Raw genomic sequence first — 23,009 nt, 5'->3', positions numbered from 1 at the left:
CCTCACATCGCTTTTCCGAGGACGGCATCGAGTGCCCGGTCCATGTCGTCGTCCGAGAGTTCGCTCGCGACCTGCAGTGCTTCCTCGGCCGTGCGCGCACCGCCGGAGGAGTCGGCCTGCGGCTGCGCGAGCTCCAGCAGTTGCGCCAGCAGTCCGCTCTGCAGCAGTTGCTCGGGGGTGACCCGGCCCAGCGCCCATTCGGCGGCCTTCGCCGGGTCCTGCGGCGGTCCGGCCTCCCCGGATGTCGTACCGAGGTCCAGACGTACGTACAGGAACTCGGCGATGGCCCGCGAGGTCGGGTAGTCGAACGCCAAGGTGCTCGGCAGTGCCACCTCTGCGTACGCGGAGAGGCGGTTGCGCAGTTCCACCGCCATCAGCGAGTCCCAGCCGAAGTCCCGCAGCGACTTGTCCGCGGGAACCGCGTCCGCGCCCTGCAGACCGAGCACACCGGACACCTCCTGCCGGACCGTGCGCAGCAGCGTGGCGATCTGGTCCTCCGCGGACAGCCCGACCAGTCGTTCGCGCAACGACTCGGTCCGTACCACGGCCTCCTGGGCCCGCCGCAGCCTCGGCCGTACCAACGCCCCGAAGAGCGGGGCGACTTCGTCGCCGGAGCCGTTCCGCAGGCCGGCCACATCGAGCTTGATCGGTACCAGTCGGGTCTCCGGGCGCTCCAGCGCGACGTCCAGCAGCCGCATTCCCTCCTCCGCGGACAGAGCCTGCGAGCCCCGCCTGCGCAGTCGGGCGAGCTCCGTCTCGCCCAGGCGGGCGGTCATGCCGACGCCCGCCTGCTCCCAGAGTCCCCAGGCCAGGCTCACCGCGGGGAGTCCGAGCTTGCGCCGATGCGCCGCGAGCGTGTCGAGGAACACGTTGGCCGCCGCGTAGTTGCTCTGTCCCGGCGCTCCGAGCGTGCCGGCCGCCGAGGAGAAGAGCACGAACGCGGAGAGTTCCAGCCCGGCCGTGAGCTCGTGCAGATGCAGCGCGCCCGAGACCTTGGGGGCGAGCACCCGCGCGAACCGCTCCGCGCTCTGGTTGCGCACCACGCCGTCGTCGAGCACCGCCGCCAGGTGGAAGACCCCGGTCAGCGGGTGTTCCGTGCCGATCTCGGCCAGGACGTGCGCGACCTCAGCCCGCTTCGACACGTCGCAGGCGAGCACCCGAACGCTTTCGGCTCCCGCCCCGGTCAGTTCCGCCACGATCTCCTCGGTGCCCGGCGCATCGGGGCCGCGGCGGGAGGTCAGGACCAGGTGCCGCGCACCGTGCTCCACGACCAGGCGCCGGGCGACCAGCCGGCCGAGTTCACCGGTGCCTCCGGTCAGCAGGACCGTGCCCGCACCGTCCAGGACCTGCGGGACCGTGAGGACCAGCTTGCCCGTCGTACGGCCCTGGGCCATGACGCGGAAGGCGCTGGGGGCCTCCCGCACGTCGAACGCCGAACACTGGAGCGGTGTGACGGCCCCCTGCTCCAGGAGGGCGACGAGTTCGCACAGCATTTCCTGAATGCGATCGGCACCGCTGTCGACCAGGTCGAACGCGCGGTAGCGGACTCCGGGATGCGCCGCGGCAACCTCGTCGGCGTCCCGCACGTCCGTCTTGCCCATTTCGAGGAACTGACCGCCCCTGGGCAACAACCGCAGCGATGCGTCGACGAACTCCCCGGTGAGGGCGTTGAGCACCACGTCGACACCCGCGCCGTCCGTGGCCGCCAGCCACTTGTCCTCGAACTCGGTGTTCCGCGAGGACGCGATGCGGTCGTCGGTCAGACCGAGCTGCCGAAGCGTCTCCCACTTGCCGGTGCTCGCCGTGCCGTAGACCTCGCAGCCGGCGTGGCGGGCGAGCTGCATGGCGGCCTGCCCCACACCACCGGCCGCCGCGTGGACGAGGACCTTGTCCCCCGGGTTCAGCGTCCCGAGGTCCGTGAAGGCGTAGTGCGCGGTGAGGTAGGCCAGCGGGACGGTCGCGGCCTCGACGAAGGTGAGCGAGTCCGGGATACGGACCATCCAGCGGGCGTCCACACGGACCTCGGAACCGAAGGTGCCCACCGCCAGGCCCATCACCCGGTCGCCCACGCGCAGGCGGTCGACCCCGGGCCCGGTCTCCAGGACGACGCCCGCGCATTCCAGGCCCAGCTTCGGGGCGTGCACCATGTCGAGTGCGTTGAGCACGTCGCGGAAGTTCATCCCGGCGGCCCGGACGCCCACCCGGACCTCGCCGTCGGCCAACGGTTCGCTCCGGTCGACGGGCCGGAAGAAGAACGTGTCCAGCCGGCCCTTCTCCTGGATGTCCAGGTGCCAGGGCTGCTCCCCCGTCTCCGGGACGAGCGCGTCCGGCGAGCCGGACTTCTGCGCCCGTACGAGCCGGGGGGCCAGCACGCCCTCCCCGCGGACCACCAGTTCGGGCTCGGTGCCCGTGGTGAGGACCCGGCGCAGCAGGTCCCCCTCGGGCAGGTCGGCACCGATGTCGACCAGTCGGATTCCCCGCTCGGGGTGCTCGGCCCGAGCCACCCGGACCAGCCCCCACAGCGGTGCGTGCGCCAGGGACCCGATCGTGTCGACCGGTCCGGCCGAGACCGCCTCCCGGGTCACCCAGACGACGTCGATGCCCTCGGAGCGAGGATCGTCCAGGAAGGTCTGCAACCATTCCAGCGCCCCGGTGACCACGGTTCGGGCGGCCAGATCGACGGCGTCCCCGCCGTCCCCGCCGTCACCGGCCGCGTCCGGCGCGGTCAGGTCGACGACCACCGTACGAGGACGGCCCTCGTCGAACTCGGGAAGGGCGCCCACGGGTGCGACGGCATCGGTCCCCAGCGTCCTCGCGACGACCCCGTCCGGCCCGATCACCAGCAGGCCGTCGGACTCCTCCGCGGACGGCAGGGGTGCCTCGGGGAGGGTCTGCGGCTGGAACTCGACACGGTAGAGGTGCTCGGTGTCGTGGGTGCCGGTGCCCCCGAGCTGTGCGGCACCGGCGCGCTTGAGCTCCAGGCCCGCCGCGCTCGCCACGGGTTCTCCCGCGGCGTCGGAGGCCAGGATCGTCGCGGTCGAATCGCCGGTGAGCTCGATGCGCACCCGGAGTTCCCTGCCGCCGATGGCCGACAGTTCCACCCCGGACCACATGAACGGCAGCAGAACCCCGTCGGCGTCCTCCTCGTCGGCCCCGAGGCCCGTTGCCGCGAAGGCGTGGAGGGCCGCGTCGAGAAGTGCCGGATGGATCGCGAAACCGTCGGTGTCGGCACTCACCTCTTCCGGGAGCCGGACGATGCCGTACGCCGTGTTCCCCTTGCGCCACAGCTCGGTGAGGCCCCGGAACGTCGTTCCGTACTGCAGCCCCTTCTCGAACAGCCCCTCGTAGAAGCCGTCGAGGCCCACCCGCTCGGCACCGGTCACCGGCCACTCGCGCAGCTCGGCCACCGCGGTCTCCGGTGCCGCGCCGGGCGAGGTGTCGGTCAGCGAACCCGTGGCGTGCTTGGTCCAGGGCGCCGCGTCGGACGAGCCACCGGGCCGGCTGTGGATCTCCACCTGCCGACTGTTCCCGTCGGAGGCGGAGCCGACCCGTATCTGAAGGCGAAGCTCCTCGCCGACGGCGAGCGCCAGCGGCCGGGACAGCGTCAGTTCGCCGACTCCGGCGGCACCGACGTGGTGCGCGACGGTGAGGGCCATGTCGAGCAGACCGGTGCCGGGGACCAGGACGGTCCCGAAGACCGCGTGGTCCTTCAGCCACGGCTGATCGGCGAGGGAGAGGCGGCCGGTGAACAAGTGACCTTCGCCGTCGGCGAGTTCGGTCACCGCGCCCAGCCAGGGGTGCGGCGAGGTCTCCAGGCCCAGCGAACCGGCGTCACCGGTGGCCTTCGGAACGGGCAGCCAGTAGTGCTCGCGCTGGAAGGCGTACGTGGGCAGGTTCAGCAGGGAGCCCCGGCCTGCTTCGAGCCCGAGGGCCCGGTCCCAGTCGATGCCGTGCCCCTGGACGTGCAACAGGCCCAGATTGCGCAGGAGCTGGGCGTGGGTCCCGTGGTCACGGGCCAGGGAGCCGACGACGATCCCGCCCCGCTCCGCGCTGCCGTCGGTCAGCGGCATGGACAGCACCGGGTGCGCGGAGATCTCCACGAACACGGTGTGACCGTCGTCCAGGAGCTTGTTCAGGGCACGGTCGAAGCGGACGGGCTCGCGCAGGTTGCGGCACCAGTACGTACCGTCCAGGTCGGTGCCGTCGGACACCGCCCCCGTCACGGTGGAGTAGAACGCGAGCTGGGCCTGCTGGGGGGCCAGGTCCTCGAACTTCGAGGCGAGATCCGGCAGCAGCGGGTCCATCTGGGCGTTGTGGGAGGCGTAGTCCACATTGATCTTGCGGGCGTAGACCTCCTTGGCCTGGAGCTCGGCCACGATCTGCTCGATCGCGTCGGCCTGTCCGGAGATGATCGTGGAGCCCGCGGTGTTGACCGCGGCGACCGAGAGGGCATCCCCGTACGGGGCGAGGAATTCCTCGACCGCCGCGACCGGGCGCTCGATCAACGCCATGCCGCCCTGCCCGGCGCAGGCCAGCACGGCCTGCGAGCGCTGGGCGACGATCTGCGCACCCTGCTCCAGAGCGAGAGCACCGCTCACCACCGCGGCCACCACCTCACCCTGCGAATGCCCCACCACGGCCGCCGGCTCCACGCCCAGCGAACGCCACAGCGCGGACAGGGCCACCCCCATCGCGAACAGCGCGGGCTGGACCACGTCCACCCGGTCGAACGGCGGATGATCACCTTCCTCACCGGCCAGGACTTCCCGCACCGACCAGCCCGTGAACGGCAACAGCGCCGCATCACACGCATCCACCGTCTGCGCGAACACCTCGCTGGATGACAGGAGTTCACGGCCCATGCCGACCCACTGCGAGCCCTGGCCCGGGTAGACGAAGACGACCTTCCCGCGACGCTCGGCGCTGCCGGTGACGACCGCGTCGTGCGAACGGCCCTCGGCCAGCGCCTCCAGCGCCTCCACCAGCCCGGCCGCGTCCGACGCCACCACACTGGCCCGCGACTCGAAGTGGGAACGATGACGGGCCGCCGTCACCGCCACATCCGCCAGGCGGACGTCCTCACCACCGGAGAGCCAGGACGCCCAGCGCCCGGCCTGCTCCCGCAGCGCGGCCTCGTCACGGCCCGACACCACCACCGGGAAGACACCCTCACCGACGGCTCCGACGGCCGGTTCCACCAACGGCGGCTCCTCCACGATCACATGCGCGTTGGTGCCGCTCAGACCGAACGACGACACACCCGCACGCCGCACCCGGTCGTCGGTCCGCTCCCACGGACGCGCGTCCTGCACCAGGGCAAGCCCACTGCCCTCCCAGTCGATCAGCGCGCTCGGCTCCTCGGCATGCAGGGTCCTGGGCAGGGTCTCGTGCTGCAACGCCAGGACCATCTTCATCACACCGATCACACCGGCAGCCGCCTGCGCGTGGCCGATGTTCGACTTCGACGAACCCAGCCACACCGGCCGGCTCGCGTCCCGTCCCGGACCGAACACCTCGGCCAGGGCTCCGGCCTCGATCGGGTCGCCCAGCGACGTGCCCGTGCCGTGCGCCTCGATCGCATCGATGTCGGCCGGCACGAGACGGGCCGCCTCCAGCGCGTCCTGGATCACCCGCTGCTGCGACGGACCATTCGGAGCCGTCAGCCCCTGACTGCGACCGTCCTGGTTCACTGCGGAACCCCGCAGCACCGCCAGCACCCGGTCACCATCACGCTCCGCGGCCGACAACCGCTTCAGGACCAGGACGCCCGCACCCTCGGCCCAGACGGCGCCGTCCGCGGCGGCCGAGAACGACTTGCAACGCCCGTCCGCGGCAAGGCCGTTGAGGCGGGAGAACTCCACGAACGGAGTGGGGGTGGACATCACCGTGACACCACCGGCCAGCGCGACATCGCATTCGCCCTGGCGGAGAGCGGAGGCGGCGAGGTGCATCGCCACGAGCGACGAGGAGCACGCCGTGTCGATCGTGATCGCCGGACCCTGCAACCCCAACGCGTACGACACCCGGCCCGACACCACACTGCTCGCGTTGCCGGTGCCGACGTACCCGTCGAGTTCCTCCAGGCCGCGGCCCTGCTGGCTGCTGTAGTCGGAGCCCATCGTGCCGAGGTAGACACCGGTACGGCTCTCGGTCAGTGCGTCGGGCCGGACACCGGCCCGCTCCAGCGCCTCCCACGACGCCTCCAGCACCAACCGCTGCTGCGGGTCCATCGACACCGCCTCACGCGGCGAGATCCCGAAGAACGAGGCGTCGAACCGCTCGACACCGTCGATGAAGCCGCCCTCGCGGATGCTGCTCTTGCCGAGGGCGTTCGGGTCGGGGTCGTACACGTCCAGGGCGTCCCAGCGCTCCGGGAACGTCCCTATCGCATCGCGTCCACCAGCCAGGAGCTCCCAGAAGCCTTCCGGTGTGTCGACGCCGCCCGGCAGCCGGCACGCCATCGACACGACCGCGATCGGCTCGTCGGCCGTCCGGTCGGTGTCCGCCGGACGGACGGCGGCGGCCGCGGCGGGAGCCAGCGACAGCCGGTCCAACAGCAGTCCGGCCACCGCCACGGGGGTGGGGTAGTCGAAGGCCAGGGTGGGCGGCAGCTGAACGCCCGTGGCGGTGGACAGCCGACGGCGGAGTTCGACCGCGATCATCGAGTCCATGCCCAGCTTCTGGAAGACCTCCTGCTCGCCGATGCTCTCCGGCCGGGTGCCGCCCAGTACGACGGCGGCCTCCTGCCGCACGAGCGTCACGAGTGCCGTGAGCCGCTCCTGCTCCGGGAGCGCGGCCAGCTGGTCGCGCAGGTGCGAGCCGGACTCCGACGCCGGGCCCGCGGGGTGGCGCCGGGTGCGCACGAGGCCCCTCAGCAGTGCGTGGACCTCACCGTTCCGGTCCGCCTCGCGCTGGACCGCGGTGAGGACGAGCCGTACGGGCACCAGGTGCGCCCGGTCTCCGGCCAGGGCTTCGTCGAGTGCCCGCAGTCCCTGGCGCCCGGTCAGTGCGCCGACGCCCTGTCTGCGCATCCGGGCGATGTCCGCCCGGCCGAGCGCGGCGGTCATGCCGCCTCCGCCCTGCTCCCACATCCCCCACGACAGGCTGACGGCCGGCCGGCCCTCGCCCCTGAGACGTGTCGCCAGGGCGTCGAGCCAGGAGTTCGCGGCGGCGTAGTTGCTCTGGCCGGGGCCGCCCAGGATCCCGGACACCGACGAGAAGAGGACGAAGGCGGAGAGGTCCAGGCCCCGCGTCAGCTCCGCCAGGTGTGCGGCGCCCGCGACCTTGGACGCCATGACCCGGTGGAGGCGGTCCCGGTCCTGGTCGGCGAGCAGTGCGTCATCGGTGACACCGGCCAGGTGGAACACTCCGGTCCACGGGTGCTCCGGGGCGACGTCCGAGAGCAGGGCGGCCGTCTGGTCCCGGTCGGACACGTCGCACGGGACGACACGGACGGTCTCGGCGCCGGCCCGGGTCAGCTCGTCCACCAGTCCGTCGGCTCCGGGCGCCTCCGGGCCGCGCCGGGAGGTCAGCACCAGGTGTCGCACGCCGTGCGTGCGCACGAGGTGGTGGGCCACCAGGTGCCCGAGTTCTCCGACACCCCCGGTGACGAGTACGGAACCCTGCGGGTCGAACAGCGGCTCCCCGCCGTCCGTGGCACCGGCCGTGGCCGTGGCGGTCCCGGGAACGAGTCGCGGTGTCAGCACCTCGCCCCGGCGTACGGCAATCTCCGGCTCGTCGGTCATGGCCAGCGCACGGGCGACCACGCCCGGGTCGACGTCCTGGCCGTCGAGGTCGACGAGGCGTATCGACCGGTCCGGGTGCTCGGCGCGCACGGCACGGACGAGTCCCCACACCGTGGCGTTCGCCAGCCCGTCCAGGCGGTCGTCGGCCGATGCCGCGACGCCGTCACGGGTGACCCAGACGAGTTCGGCGGAGTGCAGCCGCTCGTCGGCGATCAGTCGCCGGGCGGTGCTCAGCGCGCTCTGCGCCGACTCGAGGGCGGCGGTGTACGGCGCTTCGGGCGTTCCGTACTCCGTGGCGTCCACGACGACGGTGCCGGGGGCGGCCCGGCCCTCGTCGAGACGGGCCGTCAGCGCCTCGACGTCGGCGCAGCGGTCCACCGCCGAACCGTCGACGAGGCCGTCGAGGGACGGGGCGAGCGTGCCCCGCCCGCCGTCCAGGACCCAGACCGGGCCTGTCGGGGCCGACCGGTTCGGGTGCCGGGGCGGCTGGAACACGACTTCGTAGACGTGCTCCACCGGCTCGGTGGCGCCGATCTGTTCGGCCGTCGCCTCGCGCAGTCGCAGCGCGGCGACCTTGAGGAGGGGGCGGCCCTCGGCGTCCGCTGCCCGCAGCGTGGCCGTGGAGGTCGTACGGTCGAGATCCACCCGCACCCGCAGAGCGGCGCTCCGCACGGCCGAGCACTCGACCCCGTTCCACGCGAAGGGCAGCAGGACGCCACGGTCCCCGCCCTCGTCCTCGGCGCCCGTCTGCGGCCGCAGTGCGGCGAGGCCGTGCAGCGCCGCGTCCAGCAGGGCGGGGTGCACCCCGTACTCCCCCGCCTGCACCTCGTCGGGCAGGCGCACCAGCGCGTAGACGGTGTCGTCCTTGCGCCACAACTCGGTCAGCCCCTGGAACGCCGGCCCGTATGCCAGTCCCAGCCCGTCGAACTGCTCGTAGTAGTCGTCCAGTCGTACGCTCTCGGCGCCCGGGACCGGCCACTGCCGCAGCTCCCGGGCCTCGTCGTCCACCTGGTCGGCGTGGTGCTCCAGCAGTTCGCCCGAGGCGTGCTGTCGCCATGCTCCGTCGACGGCTTCCTCGGAGCGGCTGTAGATCTCGACGGTGCGCCCGGAGTCCTCCCTGACGGGGCCGACCACGACCTGCAGACGGACCGTGCCGCGCAGGACGAGCGGTTCGAGCAGGGTCAGTTCACCGACGCCGGCCGCTCCGGTGCGGTGTGCCGCCGCGAGGGCCATCTCCAGCAGGCCGGTGCCCGGTACGAGCACGGTGCCGTGGACGACGTGGTCCTTGAGCCAGGGGTGCTCGTCCGGCGACAGCTTGCCGGCGAAGAGGTGGCCCTCCCCGTTGGCCAGCACCGCGGTGGCGCCCAGCCAGGGGTGCTCGGAGTGTTCCAGGCCCACGGCGGAGAGGTCTCCGGAGGCCGATGCCGGCTCCAGCCAGTAGTGCTCGCGCTGGAAGGGGTACGTGGGGGCGGCCAGGGGCGCGGCGCCGGGGTTCGGGACGACCCGGTCCCAGGCGATGTCCTGCCCGGAGACGTGGAGGTTGCCCAGCGCCTGCGCGAGCGTGCGGACCTCGTCCGACGGCCGGCCGTCCCTGGTGGCCGCCCGCTGGGAGGCGACGAAGACGCTGTCCTGTTCCGAGCAGGCCGCGCCCATCGCGGACAGCACCGCGGCCGGGCCGCACTCCAGGTGGCGGGCGACGCCCGCCCGGTCGAGTGCGCGCACGACGTCCAGGAACCGGACCGCGTCGCGGGCCTGGCGCACCCAGTAGCGCGCCGACCGCACGCCTTCGCCCGATGGCAGGCTCTCGTCGTTCCATTCTCCGGTCACCGAGGAGACCAGGGGAATGACCGGAGCCGCGAACCGGCAGCTCCCGGCCACCGTCTCGTACTCGGCGAGCATCGCGTCCATGTGCGGCGAGTGGAAGGCGTGCGACACCTCCAGCCGACGGGTGCGCCTGCCCCGCTCGGCGAAGTGGCTCTCCACCGCCGCCACCGCGGTTTCGTCACCGCTGACCACCGTCTGGGCGGGGCCGTTCAGTCCGGCGATCGAGATCCGGCCCTCGATGTCCCGGAGGACCTCGGTCACCTCGGGCTCGGACGCCTCCACCGATGCCATCGCGCCACCGCGCTCGCACGCCTGCATCAGTCGGCCGCGCGCCGCCACCAGCCGTGCGGCGTCGGGGAGTTCCAGCACTCCTGCCACATGGGCGGCCGCCAGTTCACCGATCGAGTGACCGGCCACCGCGGCGGGCTGGATTCCCCAGTCCTGCCACTGGCGGAACAGGGCCACCTCGAACGCGAACAGGGCGGGCTGGGTGAACTCCGTTTCGTGTACGAGCGCCGCGTCCGCGCTGTCCTCGGCGGCGAAGAGCACCTCGGCCAGGGGGCGTGTCAGATGCGGGTCGAGGGCCGCGCACACCTCGTCGAACGCTTCCCTGAAGGCGGGCAGGGCGGTGTGGAGCGCGCGTCCCATCCCTGCCCGCTGGCTGCCCTGTCCGGTGAAGAGCACCGCCGAATCGCCCGAACCGGCCGTCCCTTCGGTGACCGCCGGATGCGCCTGCCCCTCGGCGAGAGCGGTCAGCGCCGCCACGAGTTCCGCGGTGTCGGCGGCAACCACGCTCGCCCGGTGCTTGAAGTGGGTGCGGTGGGATCCGGCGGTACGTACCACCTCGGCCAGGCGGATGTCCTCGCGGCCGGAGAGCCAGGACGCCCAGCGCCCGGCCTGTTCCCGCAGCGCGGCCTCGTCACGGCCCGACACCACCACCGGGAAGACACCCTCACCGACGGCGTCGGCAACAGGCTCCGCCAACGGCGGCTCCTCCACGATGACGTGCGCGTTGGTGCCGCTCAGACCGAACGACGACACACCCGCACGCCGCACCCGGTCGTCGGTCCGCTCCCACGGACGCGCGTCTTGCAGCAGCTGGAGGCCGCTGGTCTCCCAGTCGATCAGCGAGCTCGGCTTCTCGGCGTGCAACGTCTTCGGCAACACCCCGTGCTGCAACGCCAGGACCATCTTCATCACACCGATGACACCGGCAGCCGCCTGGGCGTGCCCGATGTTGGACTTCGACGAGCCCAGCCACACCGGCCGGCCCGCATCCCGTCCCGGACCGAACACCTCACCCAGCGCACCCGCCTCGATCGGGTCGCCCAACGACGTGCCCGTGCCGTGCGCCTCGATCGCATCGATGTCGGCCGGAGTCAGACGGGCCGCATCCAACGCGTCCTGGATCACCCGCTGCTGCGACGGACCATTCGGAGCCGTCAGCCCCTGACTGCGACCGTCCTGGTTCACCGCACTGCCCCGCAGCACCGCCAGCACCCGGTCACCATCACGCTCGGCAGCCGACAACCGCTTCAGGACCAGGACACCGACCCCCTCCGACCAGCCCGCACCGTCCGCAGCGGCCGAGAACGACTTGCACCGCCCGTCGGGCGCCATGGCCTTCAGCCGCGAGAACTCCACGAAGAGGGAAGGAGTGCTCATGACCGTCACGCCGCCCACGAGAGCGAGTTCGCATTCGCCCTGGCGGAGGGCGGAGGCGGCCAGGTGCATCGCCACGAGTGACGAGGAGCACGCCGTGTCGATCGTCATCGCCGGACCCTGCAACCCCAACGCGTACGACACCCGGCCCGACAGAATGCTCGACGCCCTGCCCGTACCCACATACCCGTCCAGGGCCTGCAGATCATGCGCCCGATGATCCCCGTAATCGGAATTCATCGTGCCCAGATACACACCCGTACGACTGCCGACCAGCTCATCGGGCCGAACACCCGCCCGCTCCAGCGCCTCCCACGACGCCTCCAGCACCAACCGCTGCTGCGGATCCATCGACACCGCCTCACGCGGCGAAATACCGAAGAACCCCGCGTCAAAACCCTCCACATGCCCATCCGCGAGAAAACCACCCTCACACCCATAACTCTTCCCCTCCACCTCAGGATCCGGATCGAACAGATCCAGACCCCGCCACCGCCCCGGGAACCCCCCGACCGCATCCCCACCCCCCGACAACAACTCCCAAAAACCCTCCGGCGAATCAATCCCACCCGGCAACCGACACGCCATCGACACCACCGCAATCGGCTCGGTGCGGGCGGCCCGTTCCGAGTCGAGCTCCTTCTCCGCCTTGAGCAACGCAGTCGTGGCACGCCTCAGGTAGGACTCGAGCTTCTCGACGTCGGACGTGCTCATGAACTGACTCCAAACTTGTCGTCAAGGAACTGCAGAAGGTCTTCGGTGTTGTCGGCTTCCAGCTCGACCGTCGTGTCCGGGACGACAACGGTCCTCGCAAGTCCGTCCTTGAGATCGAGGAAGGCCGATGCCAGACCCTCCGTCTCCAGTTGCCCGGGCGTCGCCGCCCGCAGCAGCTCCACCAGGCCGTCGATCTGTGCCGCCGTGAGGGAGCCCGCGGCTCCTCTGCGGGCGGGAGCCCTCCCCGGGGTCTCCGGCGGGGCGATCCGTTCCAGCAGGAACGCGGCCACGGCATCGGGTGTCGGATGGTCGAAGGCGATCGTGGCGGGCAGGGCGATCCCCGTCTCGGCCGACAGGCGGCGGCGCAGTTCGACCGCCATCAAGGAGTCGAGCCCGACCTCCTTGAAGACCTGCTGGGCGCCCACGCCCTCCGAGTCCGGCAGACCGAGCACCACGGCGGCCTCGCGTTGCACCGTCTGGAGCACCGTGCGCCGGCGTTCCTTGTCGGACAGCTGGGCCAGCCTGTCCTTGAGGGCCGCCGCCGGTGCTCCCGAGTCCTGGGCGCGGCGGAGCCGACCGCGGAGCATGCCCCGCAGCAGCGCGGGAACGTCCTGCCCCTTGTCGTTGCCCCGCTGCAGTGCGTCCAGTTCCAGCCTGGCCGCCACGAGGTGCGGTTCCGGGCGGGACAGCGCGGCGTCCAGCAGTCGCAGGGCCTGCTCCGAGGTGAGGGCGGAGATGCCCTGGCGTCGCATCCGGGCCAGGTCCGCCTGCCCCAGGTTGTCGGTCGGCCCGTTGCCTGCGGCCTCCCACAGTCCCCAGGAGACGCTGGTGGCGGGCAGCCCCTCGGCACGGCGGTGCGCGGCCAGGGCGTCCAGGAAGGTGTTCGCGGCGGCGTACGTGGACTGGCCCGCGCCACCGAACACCCCGGCCACCGAGGAGAAGAGCACGAACGCGGACAGGTCCAACTCCCGGGTGAGCCGGTGCAGATGGACGGCGCCGGCCGCCTTCGGTCCCAGTACCTTCCACAAGCGTTCCGGGTCCTGTGCCGTCAGCAGCCCGTCGTCCAGAGCGGCCGCCAGATGCACGACGCCCGTCCAGGGGTGTGCGTCCGGCACCGTGGCCAGGAGCCGTGCGAGCTGCTCCCGGTCCGTCACGTCGCAGGGCTCGATCCGGACGGTCGTGGCGCCGGCCGCCTCCAGTTCGTTCACGAGGTCGGACGCGCCGGGGGCGTCGGGACTGCTCCGGGAGGTGAGGACCAGGTGGCGCACCCCGTGCTCGCGGACGAGATGGGCGGCGACCTGGCGGCCCAGTTCACCGGTTCCTCCGGTGATCAGGACGGTGCCCCGGGGGTCCAGCCGGCGGAGTGCTCCGTCGTTACCGGCCGTGTCCCGGACCCGGACCAGGTGGGCGGCGAGGACCTCCTCGCCGCGGACCACGAGTTCCGGCTCGTCGGCCACCGCCAGCGCCCGTTCCAGGGTCGGTGTGTACGCGTCGGTGTCGACGAGGCGGACCGTCCGCTCGGCGAACTCCGTGCGTGCCGAGCGCACCAGACCCCACAGTCCGGACCGGTTCAGGTCCCGGACACCGTCCTCGGTGTCTCCCACGTCCACGGCTCCGCGGGTCACCCACACCAGTTCGACAGCGGCCGTCCGGTCGTCGGTGAGCAGTCGCCGCAGGGTCTCCAGGGCGTCGGCCGTCAGCCTTCGGACAGTCGCGACGTCGTCGTCCCGGTCCTCCGACCCGCCTCGCGCACCAACGGGGTCCGGGTCCGCCGTCGCGTCAACAACCAGTCGAACGGGCGCTTCCCTCCCGTCTCCGACACCGGCAAGGAAAGCATCCACATCAGCCACATGTTCAGTCCCCAATGCATTCGAAAGAACACCGTCACCGCCCAGGACCCAGGTCCGTACGGCCGCCGAGGGGGCCGTGGGGCGCACCGGCCGGAATCCGACCCGGTACAGGTGCTGCACGGGCCGTCCGGACCGGATCTGTTCCGCGCTCGCCTCGCGCAGCCGCAGCGTTCCCGCGGCGGCCACGGGCCTGCCCTGCGCGTCCGCCACCCACAGGCGTGCGCTGGACCGCGCGGTGTCCAGGTCGACCCGGACGCGGAGGGTGGAGCTGCCCTCGGCGTGGAGTTCCACGTCCTCCCACTCGAAGGGCAGCAGTACCCGGTGGTCGGCCTCGTCGAGGTCCCGGACCGCCTGGAGCGTGTGGAGTGCCGCGTCCAGAAGGGCCGGGTGCACCCCGTAGTCCTGTCCTTGCACTCCTTCGGGCAACCGCACCAGGCCGTAGGCCGTCCCGCCGTCGCGCCACAGCTCGGTCAGGCCCCGGAACGCCGGGCCGTACCCGATGCCCTGGGCGGTGAGCCGCTCGTAGAACCCTTCCAGGGAGACCGGTTCCGCGCCGGCCACCGGCCAGGACCGCAGGTCGTCGAAGCCTTCGTCACCGGTGTCCGCGCCGCCGTCGAGCAGTCTGCCCGTGGCGTGGCACGTCCAGTGCTCCTGTTCCGACTCGGGCCGTCCGTAGATGGCGATGGACCGCTCACCGTTCAGGTCGGGCGCACCGACCGTCACCTGGACGTGCACTCCGTCGCCGTCGAGGATCAACGGTTCGGACAGGGTGAGTTCGCCGACCCGTCCCGCGCCGCTCTCCCGCGCGGCCACGAGCGCCAGTTCCAGCAGTCCGGTCCCGGGGGCCAGAACGGTGCCGAAGGCGGCGTGGTCGAGCAGCCACGGGTGGGTGGCCGTCGACAGACGGCCGGTGAGCAGGTGTCCCTCGCCGTTGGCCATCGCGGTGACGGCGGCCAGCCAGGGGTGCCGGGCCGGGGCGAGCCCCATCGAGTTCGCGTCGCCCGCGGGCCCGGTGATCTCCGTCCAGTAGCGCTCGCGCTGGAAGGCGTACGTGGGCAGGGGGACGAGGGTGCCGGTGGGTGCGCCCAGAGCGTGGTCCCAGTCGATCTCGCGGCCCTGGACGTGCAGCAGGGCGAGCGTCCCGAGCAGTTCGCCGAGGTCGCCCCGGCCCCGCTGGAGGCTCGGCACCACGAGGCCGTCCGCCTCGCCGAGTCCGTTCGTCAGCGGCATGACCAGAACGGGGTTCGGGCTGACTTCGACGAAGACGTCGTGCCCGTCCTCGATCAGCTTCGCCTGGGCCAGGTCGAGGCGGACCGGCTCGCGCAGGTTGCGGCACCAGTAGTCCGCGTCCAGTTCACGGCCGTCGACGAGGTCCCCGGTGACCGTCGAGTAGAACGGTACGTCGGTCTGCCGGGGGCGCAGTACGGCGAACTCGGCCCGCAGTCCGGGCAGGAGCGGATCCATGTGGGCGCTGTGCGACGCGCAGGCCGCGTTGAGCTTTCCGCATGCGACGTCCGCGTCGTCGAGCTCGATCAGTACGTCCTCGACCGCGTCGGCGTCGCCGGAGATCACGGTCCACCGGTCGGTGTTGACCGCCGCGATCGACAGGGCGTCCCCGTACGGTGCGATGTGTTCGCGCACCTGGGCGAGAGGCAGCTCGATCACGGCCATCTCGCCACCGCCGCCGTCGGACTGGAGCACCCGGCTGCGGAGCGCCACGATGCGGGCTCCCTCGTCGACGGTGAGTGCGCCGGCGACGACGGCCGCGGCCACTTCTCCCTGGCTGTGGCCGACCACGGCGGAGGGTTCGAGTCCCAGTTCCCGCCAGGCCGCGGCCAGGCCCACGTACATGGCGAACAGCACGGGCTGGACGACGTCCAGTCGCTCGAACGGCAGGCTTCCCCGGTCCTCGCCGCGCAGCCGGTCGAGCACCGACCAGCTGGTGTGGGGGCGCAGTGCCGCGTCACACGCGTTCACCGCTTCGCGGAAGGCGGGGCTCTGGTCCAGCAGGTGCCGGCCCATGCCCTCCCAGTCGGTGCCCTGTCCCGGGAAGACGAACACGGTCCTGGTCCGCTCGACGGCCCGTCCCTGCACGAGGTCGGGGTCCGGGATGCCGTCGGCGAGAGCCCGGAGTGCTTCCACGGCCCGGTCGAGGGTCGGGACGGTTACGGCGGCGCGGGAGGCGAAGTGCGTACGGTGCCGGGCGGCCGTCGCCGCCACGTCCGCCAGGCGGATGTCCTCGCGGCCGGAGAGCCAGGACGCCCAGCGCCCGGCCTGTTCCCGCAGCGCGGCCTCGTCACGGCCCGACACCACCACCGGGAACGATCCTCCGGGAACGTCCGCCTGCTCCGTCGTCCCGGTGGCCGGCGGCTCCTCCACGATGACGTGCGCGTTGGTGCCGCTCAGACCGAACGACGACACACCCGCACGCCGCACCCGGTCGTCGGTCCGCTCCCAGGGCCGGGCGTCCTGCAACAGGGCGAGTCCGCTGTCCTCCCAGTCGATCAGCGGGCTGGGCTCCTCGGCGTGCAGCGTCATCGGCAGCACACCGTGCTGGAGTGCGAGGATCATCTTGATCACGCCCGTCACACCGGCGGCGGCCTGGGCGTGCCCGATGTTGGACTTCGACGAGCCCAGCCATACGGGCCGGTCGGCGTCCCGTCCCGGACCGAACACCTCGGCGAGGGCTCCGGCCTCGATCGGGTCGCCCAACGACGTGCCCGTGCCGTGCGCCTCGATCGCATCGATGTCGGCCGGAGTCAGACGGGCCGCATCCAACGCGTCCTGGATCACCCGCTGCTGCGACGGACCGTTCGGGGCGGTGAGCCCCTGGCTGCGACCGTCCTGGTTCACCGCACTGCCCCGCAGCACCGCCAGCACCCGGTCACCATCACGCTCGGCATCCGACAACCGCTTCAGCAGCAGGACACCGACCCCCTCCGACCAGCCCGCACCGTCCGCGGCGGCCGAGAACGACTTGCACCGCCCGTCGGGCGCCATGGCCTTCAGCCGCGAGAACTCCACGAAAGTCGCCGGTGTCGACATCACGGTGACACCACCGACCAGGGCCGCTTCGCATTCGCCCTGGCGGAGGGCGGAGGCGGCCAGGTGCATCGCCACGAGTGACGAGGAGCACGCCGTGTCGATCGTCATCGCCGGACCCTGCAACCCCAACGCATACGACACCCGGCCCGACAGAATGCTCGACGCCCTGCCCGTACCCACATACCCGTCCAGGGCCTGCAGATCATGCGCCCGATGATCCCCGTAATCGGAATTCATCGTGCCCAGATACACACCCGTACGACTGCCGACCAGCTCATCGGGCCGAACACCGGCCCGCTCCAGCGCCTCCCACGACGCCTCCAGCACCAACCGCTGCTGCGGATCCATCGACACCGCCTCACGCGGCGAAATACCGAAGAACCCCGCGTCAAAACCCTCCACATGCCCATCCGCGAGAAAACCACCCTCACACCCATAACTCTTCCCCTCCACCTCAGGATCCGGATCGAACAGATCCAGACCCCGCCACCGCCCCGGGAACCCCCCGACCGCATCCCCACCCCCCGACAACAACTCCCAAAAACCCTCCGGCGAATCAATCCCACCCGGCAACCGACACGCCATCGACACCACCGCAATCGGCTCGTCGGAGCCGTGGTTGCGGTTCTCGTTCCGGACCGCGCTCCCGGACCGGCCGGAGGTCCCGGCTCCCTTCTCCGTCCCGGAGTCCAACGCCAGCCGCTTCAGCAGCAGTTCGGCGATGGCCACCGGAGTGGGGTGGTCGAAGGCGAGGGTGGACGGAAGGCTGAGCCCCGTCCTGGCGGAGAGGCGGCGGCGCAGCTCGACCGCCATGAGCGAGTCGAAGCCGAGGACCTTGAAGACCTGCTCCTTGCCGACCGCGGCCGGACCGGACATGCCCAGGATCGTCGCGGCCTCCGTGCGCACCAGGTCCGTGAGCGGGGCGAGCCGGTCGGCCTGCGGCAGTACGAGCAGTTGACCCCGCAGATCCGAGGGGGCCGCCGCCGCACGACCGGCCCGGCGCCGCGGCGCGCGCAGCAAGGAACGCAGCGCGGCCGGCACGGCCGACTCCCCTTCACCGTCCAGTGCCTTCTGGAGCCCCGCGAGTTCGAGCTTGACCGGGACGCAGTGCGGGTGGGCGGCGGTGAGGGCGGCGTCGAGGGACGCAAGTGCCTGGGCGGGGGTGAGGGCGCCGATGCCCTGGCGGCGGAGGCGGGCGAGTTCGGCCTGCCCCAGGCTCGCGGTGAGGCCGGTGCCCGCCTGCTGCCACAACCCCCAGGAGACGCTGGTGGCGGGCAGCCCCTCGGCACGGCGGTGCGCGGCCAGGGCGTCCAGGAAGGCGTTGGCCGCGGCGTAGTTGGACTGGCCCGCGCCGCCCAGGACTCCGGCTGCGGAGGAGAACAGCACGAACGCCGCGAGGTCGAGGCCGAGTTCCTCGGAGAGGTCGTGCAGGTGCCGGGCGCCATCGGCCTTGGGGGCCCACACGGGGGCGAGGCGTTCAGGGGTCTGGGCGGTGAGCAGCCCGTCGTCCAGGACCGCGGCGAGGTGGAAGATCCCGGTCCAGGGTCGGGCACCGGTGGCAGTGAGCAGAGTGCGGACCTGGTCGCGGTCGGCGACGTCGCAGGCCCGGATGTCGACGCTCTGGGCCCCGGCATCGGTCAGGGCCTCGATCAGGCTCCGGGCGCCGGGGGCGTCGGGGCCGCTCCGGGAGGTGAGGACCAGGTGGCGCACCCCGTGGGCGCGAACGAGGTGAGTGGCCAGGGCAGTGCCCAGTTCACCGGTGCCGCCGGTGATCAGGACCCGGCCGCCGGGGGCGAATTCGGTCGTGCGGTCGCCGCCGACGACGCGGGTCAGCCGTGCTGCCCGGATCTCTCCGCCGCGTACCGCGATCTCCGGCTCACCGACGACGAACGGCGCGTCGGCGGCTTCCCCGGCGTCGAGGTCGACCAGGTGAACGGTGCGTTCGGGATGCTCGGAGCGGGCGGTGCGCAGCAGCCCCCACAGAGGCGCGTGGGCCAGGTCGCCGACGCCGTCGCCGGTGTCCACGGCGTTCCGGGTGACCCACACGAACTCGGCGTTTTCCAGGCGAGGTTCACTCAGCAGCCGCTGGGCCAGGGACAGGGCGTCCGCCGTCGCCGCCCTCGGGTCGTCGGCCGCCGCGGTGGCGTCCACCACCACGCGCTCCGGCACTTCCGCGCCCGTGTCCATGCGCACCGACAGCCCGTCGAACCCGTCCGGGTCCACGAGTTCCAGGACGTGGACGGTGTCGGCCGGCCGGGCGGTGAGTCCGGGCAGGGCCCGGAAGTCCATCCGGTAGAGGTGCTCGGTGGTGAATCCGGCCGTACGGATCTGCTCCACATCTGCCTCGCGCAGTTGCAGGTCCGCCCGGACGACGGGCTGCCCGGCGGGGTCTGTCGCCAGGATCCCGAGGGTGTTCTCCCCGTCCAGGTCGATCCGGACGCGCAACTCGGTGCTGCCCGCGGCGTACAGTTCCGCGCCCGCCCATTCGAAGGGAAGCGGTACGTGTCCCCCGGCTCCCGTACCGCCCTGCACCGCCACCATCGCGTGCAGGGCTGCGTCCAGGAGGGCGGGGTGAATGCCGAAGGCATCTGCGTCGAGGCCGTCGGGAAGGCGGACGGTTCCGTACGCGGTGTTGCCCTTGCGCCACAGCTCGGTCAGGCCCTGGAAGGCGGGGCCGTACTCCAGTCCGCGCGCCCGGAATGCGTCGTAGAACCCGTCGAGGTCGACCGGCTCGGCGCCGGGGGCCGGCCACTGGGCCGGCTCGTCGAAACCGGTGGTCGCGGACTCCGTCGCGGCGTCGCTCAGTTCACCGCTCGCGTGATGCCGCCAGGGCGCGTCGTCGGAGGCGTCCTCGGAACGGCTGTACAGGGCGATCGTGCGACGGCTGCCACCGGACGGACCTGCCACCACGGCCTGGATGCGGACACCCGCCTCCTGCGTGATGACGAGGGGTTCGAGGAGGGTCAGTTCGCCGACTCCGGCGGCACCGACGTGGTGTGCGACGGTGAGGGCCATGTCGAGCAGACCGGTGCCGGGGACCAGGACGGTCCCGAGGACCGCGTGGTCCTTCAGCCACGGCTGGTCGGTGAGGGAGAACCTTCCGGTGAACAGACTCCCCTCGTCGTCGGCCGTCACCGTGACGGCACCCAGCCACGGGTGCCCGGCCCCGTCCAGGCCGACGGCCCGGATGTCACCCGTGGACTCCTCGGTCCGGAGCCAGTAGTGCTCGCGCTGGAAGGCGTACGTGGGCAGGTTCAGCAGGGAGCCCCGGCCTGCTTCGAGCCCGAGGGCCCGGTCCCAGTCGATGCCGTGCCCCTGGACGTGCAACAGGCCCAGATTGCGCAGGAGCTGGGCGTGGGTCCCGTGGTCACGGGCCAGGGAGCCGACGACGATCCCGCCCCGCTCCGCGCTGCCGTCGGTCAGCGGCATGGACAGCACCGGGTGCGCGGAGATCTCCACGAACACGGTGTGACCGTCGTCCAGGAGCTTGTTCAGGGCACGGTCGAAGCGGACGGGCTCGCGCAGGTTGCGGCACCAGTACGTACCGTCCAGATCCGTGCCGTCGGACACCGCCCCCGTCACCGTGGAGTAGAACGCCAGGTCCGCACGGCGCGGGACCAGACCCTCGAAGCCCGAGGCGAGATCCGGCAGCAGCGGGTCCATCTGGGCGTTGTGGGAGGCGTAGTCCACATTGATCTTGCGGGCGTAGACCTCCTTGGCCTGGAGCTCGGCCACGATCTGCTCGATCGCGTCGGCCTGTCCGGAGATGATCGTGGAGCCTGCGGTGTTGACCGCGGCGACCGAGAGGGCATCGCCGTACGGGGCGAGGAACTCCTCGACCGCCGCGACCGGGCGCTCGATCAACGCCATGCCGCCCTGCCCGGCGCAGGCCAGCACGGCCTGCGAGCGCTGGGCGACGATCTGCGCCCCCTGCTCCAGAGTGAGAGCACCGCTCACCACCGCGGCCACCACCTCGCCCTGCGAGTGACCCACCACGGCCGCCGGCTCCATACCCAGCGAACGCCACAGCGCGGACAGGGCCACCCCCATCGCGAACAGCGCGGGCTGGACCACGTCCACCCGGTCGAACGGCGGATGCTCCCCCTCCTCACCGGCCAACACCTCACGCACCGACCAGCCCGTGAACGGCCGCAACGCGGCGTCGCAGGCATCGACGGAAGCGGCGAACACCTCGCTGGATGACAGGAGTTCACGGCCCATGCCGACCCACTGCGAGCCCTGGCCCGGGTAGACGAAGACGACCTTCCCGCGGCGCTCGGCACTGCCGGTGACCACCGCGTCGTGCGAACGGCCCTCGGCCAGTGCCTCCAGCGCCTCCACCAGCCCGGCCGCGTCCGACGCCACCACACTGGCCCGCGACTCGAAGTGCGAACGATGACGGGCCGCCGTCACCGCCACATCCGCCACACTCACACCCTCACGACCCGACAGCCAGGACGCCCAGCGCCCCGCCTGCTCCCGCAGCGCCGCCTCGTCACGCCCCGACACCACCACCGGGAAGACACCCTCACCGACGGCTCCGACGGCCGGTTCCACCAACGGCGGCTCCTCCACGATCACATGCGCGTTCGTACCGCTCAGACCGAACGACGACACACCCGCACGCCGCACCCGCCCCTCTTCCCGCTCCCACGGACGGGCGTCCTGCACCAGGGCAAGCCCACTGGTCTCCCAGTCGATCAGCGCGCTCGGCTCCTCGGCGTGCAACGTCTTCGGCAACACCCCGTGCTGCAACGCCAGGACCATCTTCATCACACCGATCACACCGGCAGCCGCCTGCGCGTGGCCGATGTTCGACTTCGACGAACCCAGCCACACCGGCCGGCTCGCGTCCCGTCCCGGACCGAACACCTCACCCAGCGCACCCGCCTCGATCGGGTCGCCCAACGACGTGCCCGTGCCGTGCGCCTCGATCGCATCGATGTCGGCCGGCACGAGACGGGCCGCATCCAACGCGTCCTGGATCACCCGCTGCTGCGACGGACCATTCGGAGCCGTCAGCCCCTGACTGCGACCGTCCTGATTCACCGCCGAGCCCCGCAGCACCGCCAGCACCCGGTCACCATCACGCTCCGCGGCCGACAACCGCTTCAGGACCAGGACGCCCGCACCCTCGGCCCAGCCCGCACCGTCCGCGGCGGCCGAGAACGACTTGCACCGCCCGTCCGCCGCCATCCCCTTCAGCCGCGAGAACTCCACGAACAGTGACGGCGCGCTCATGACCGTGACCCCACCGGCCAGGGCCAGTTCGCACTCGCCCTGGCGCAGGGCCTGCACCGCGAGGTGCACCGACACCAACGACGACGAACACGCCGTGTCCACGGTGATCGCGGGGCCCTGGAGCCCGAGCGAGTACGACACCCGGCCCGACACCACGCTCGACGCCTTGCCCGTACTGATGTAGCCGTCGAGGGCGTCCAGGTCACGGCCCAGATCGCCGTAGTCGGAGCTCATCGTGCCGAGGTAGACGCCGGTCCGGCTCTCGGCCAGCACGTCGGGCCGGACACCGGCCCGCTCCAGCGCCTCCCACGACGCCTCCAGCACCAACCGCTGCTGCGGATCCATCGACAACGCCTCACGCGGCGAAATACCGAAGAACGAGGCATCGAACCGCTCGACACCGTCGATGAACCCACCCTCACGGGCGTAGCTCTTGCCGACCGACTCCGGGTCCGGGTCGAAGAGGTCGAGCCCTCGCCAGCGTTCCGGCAGACCCCCCACCGCGTCCCCACCGGACACCAACAAATCCCAGAACGCCTCCGGTGTATCGATACCGCCCGGAAGCCGGCACGCCATCGACACCACCGCGATCGGCTCGTGCTGCCGGGCCTGCTTCGCCTCCAGATCCGCGGCACGCTTCTGCAGCGCACGGATCGCAGGCAGTGCGGCTTCCATACGATCCTGGTTTGAGATCGACACCATCGAGCCCTTCTCTACGGCCACCGCGGACAACAGCGTCCCGGAGCGACAAATCAGGGACCTGGCCACCCAATCCGTCGCCACTTGAGCCGCGGTTGACGGTGCCTGGACGGGCCGGCCCGTACGGCAACTGCGTGCGCGTCGTCGTACGGGTGCGCCGGCAGGGCCGCGTTCCGTCCGCGTCCGGAATCACCGCGCCCCCTGCCGCGGTGGGGAGGTCTCCGCGGCA

General features: G+C 71.8%; 2 protein-coding genes. Both read right to left on the bottom strand.

The window, feature by feature from the left end; translation table 11 throughout:
* Nucleotides 1-2: 2 nt before the first annotated feature.
* Nucleotides 3-11,945: an SDR family NAD(P)-dependent oxidoreductase gene (locus ACFYW1_RS29580; protein WP_388999802.1), complete on the bottom strand. Its 11,943-nt coding sequence runs from the start codon at nucleotides 11,943-11,945 to the stop codon at nucleotides 3-5.
* Nucleotides 11,942-22,756 carry an SDR family NAD(P)-dependent oxidoreductase gene (locus ACFYW1_RS29575; RefSeq protein WP_388999799.1) on the bottom strand — a complete coding sequence of 3,605 codons (10,815 nt, stop codon included), beginning with the start codon at nucleotides 22,754-22,756 and terminating at the stop codon, nucleotides 11,942-11,944. Before ACFYW1_RS29575 ends, ACFYW1_RS29580 begins: the two co-directional genes overlap by 4 nt.
* Nucleotides 22,757-23,009: the final 253 nt, after the last annotated feature.

This window comes from Streptomyces sp. NPDC002669 (assembly GCF_042889165.1).
Classification (GTDB): Bacteria; Actinomycetota; Actinomycetes; order Streptomycetales; family Streptomycetaceae; genus Streptomyces.
This window is presented reverse-complemented; position numbering and strand designations above follow the sequence as displayed.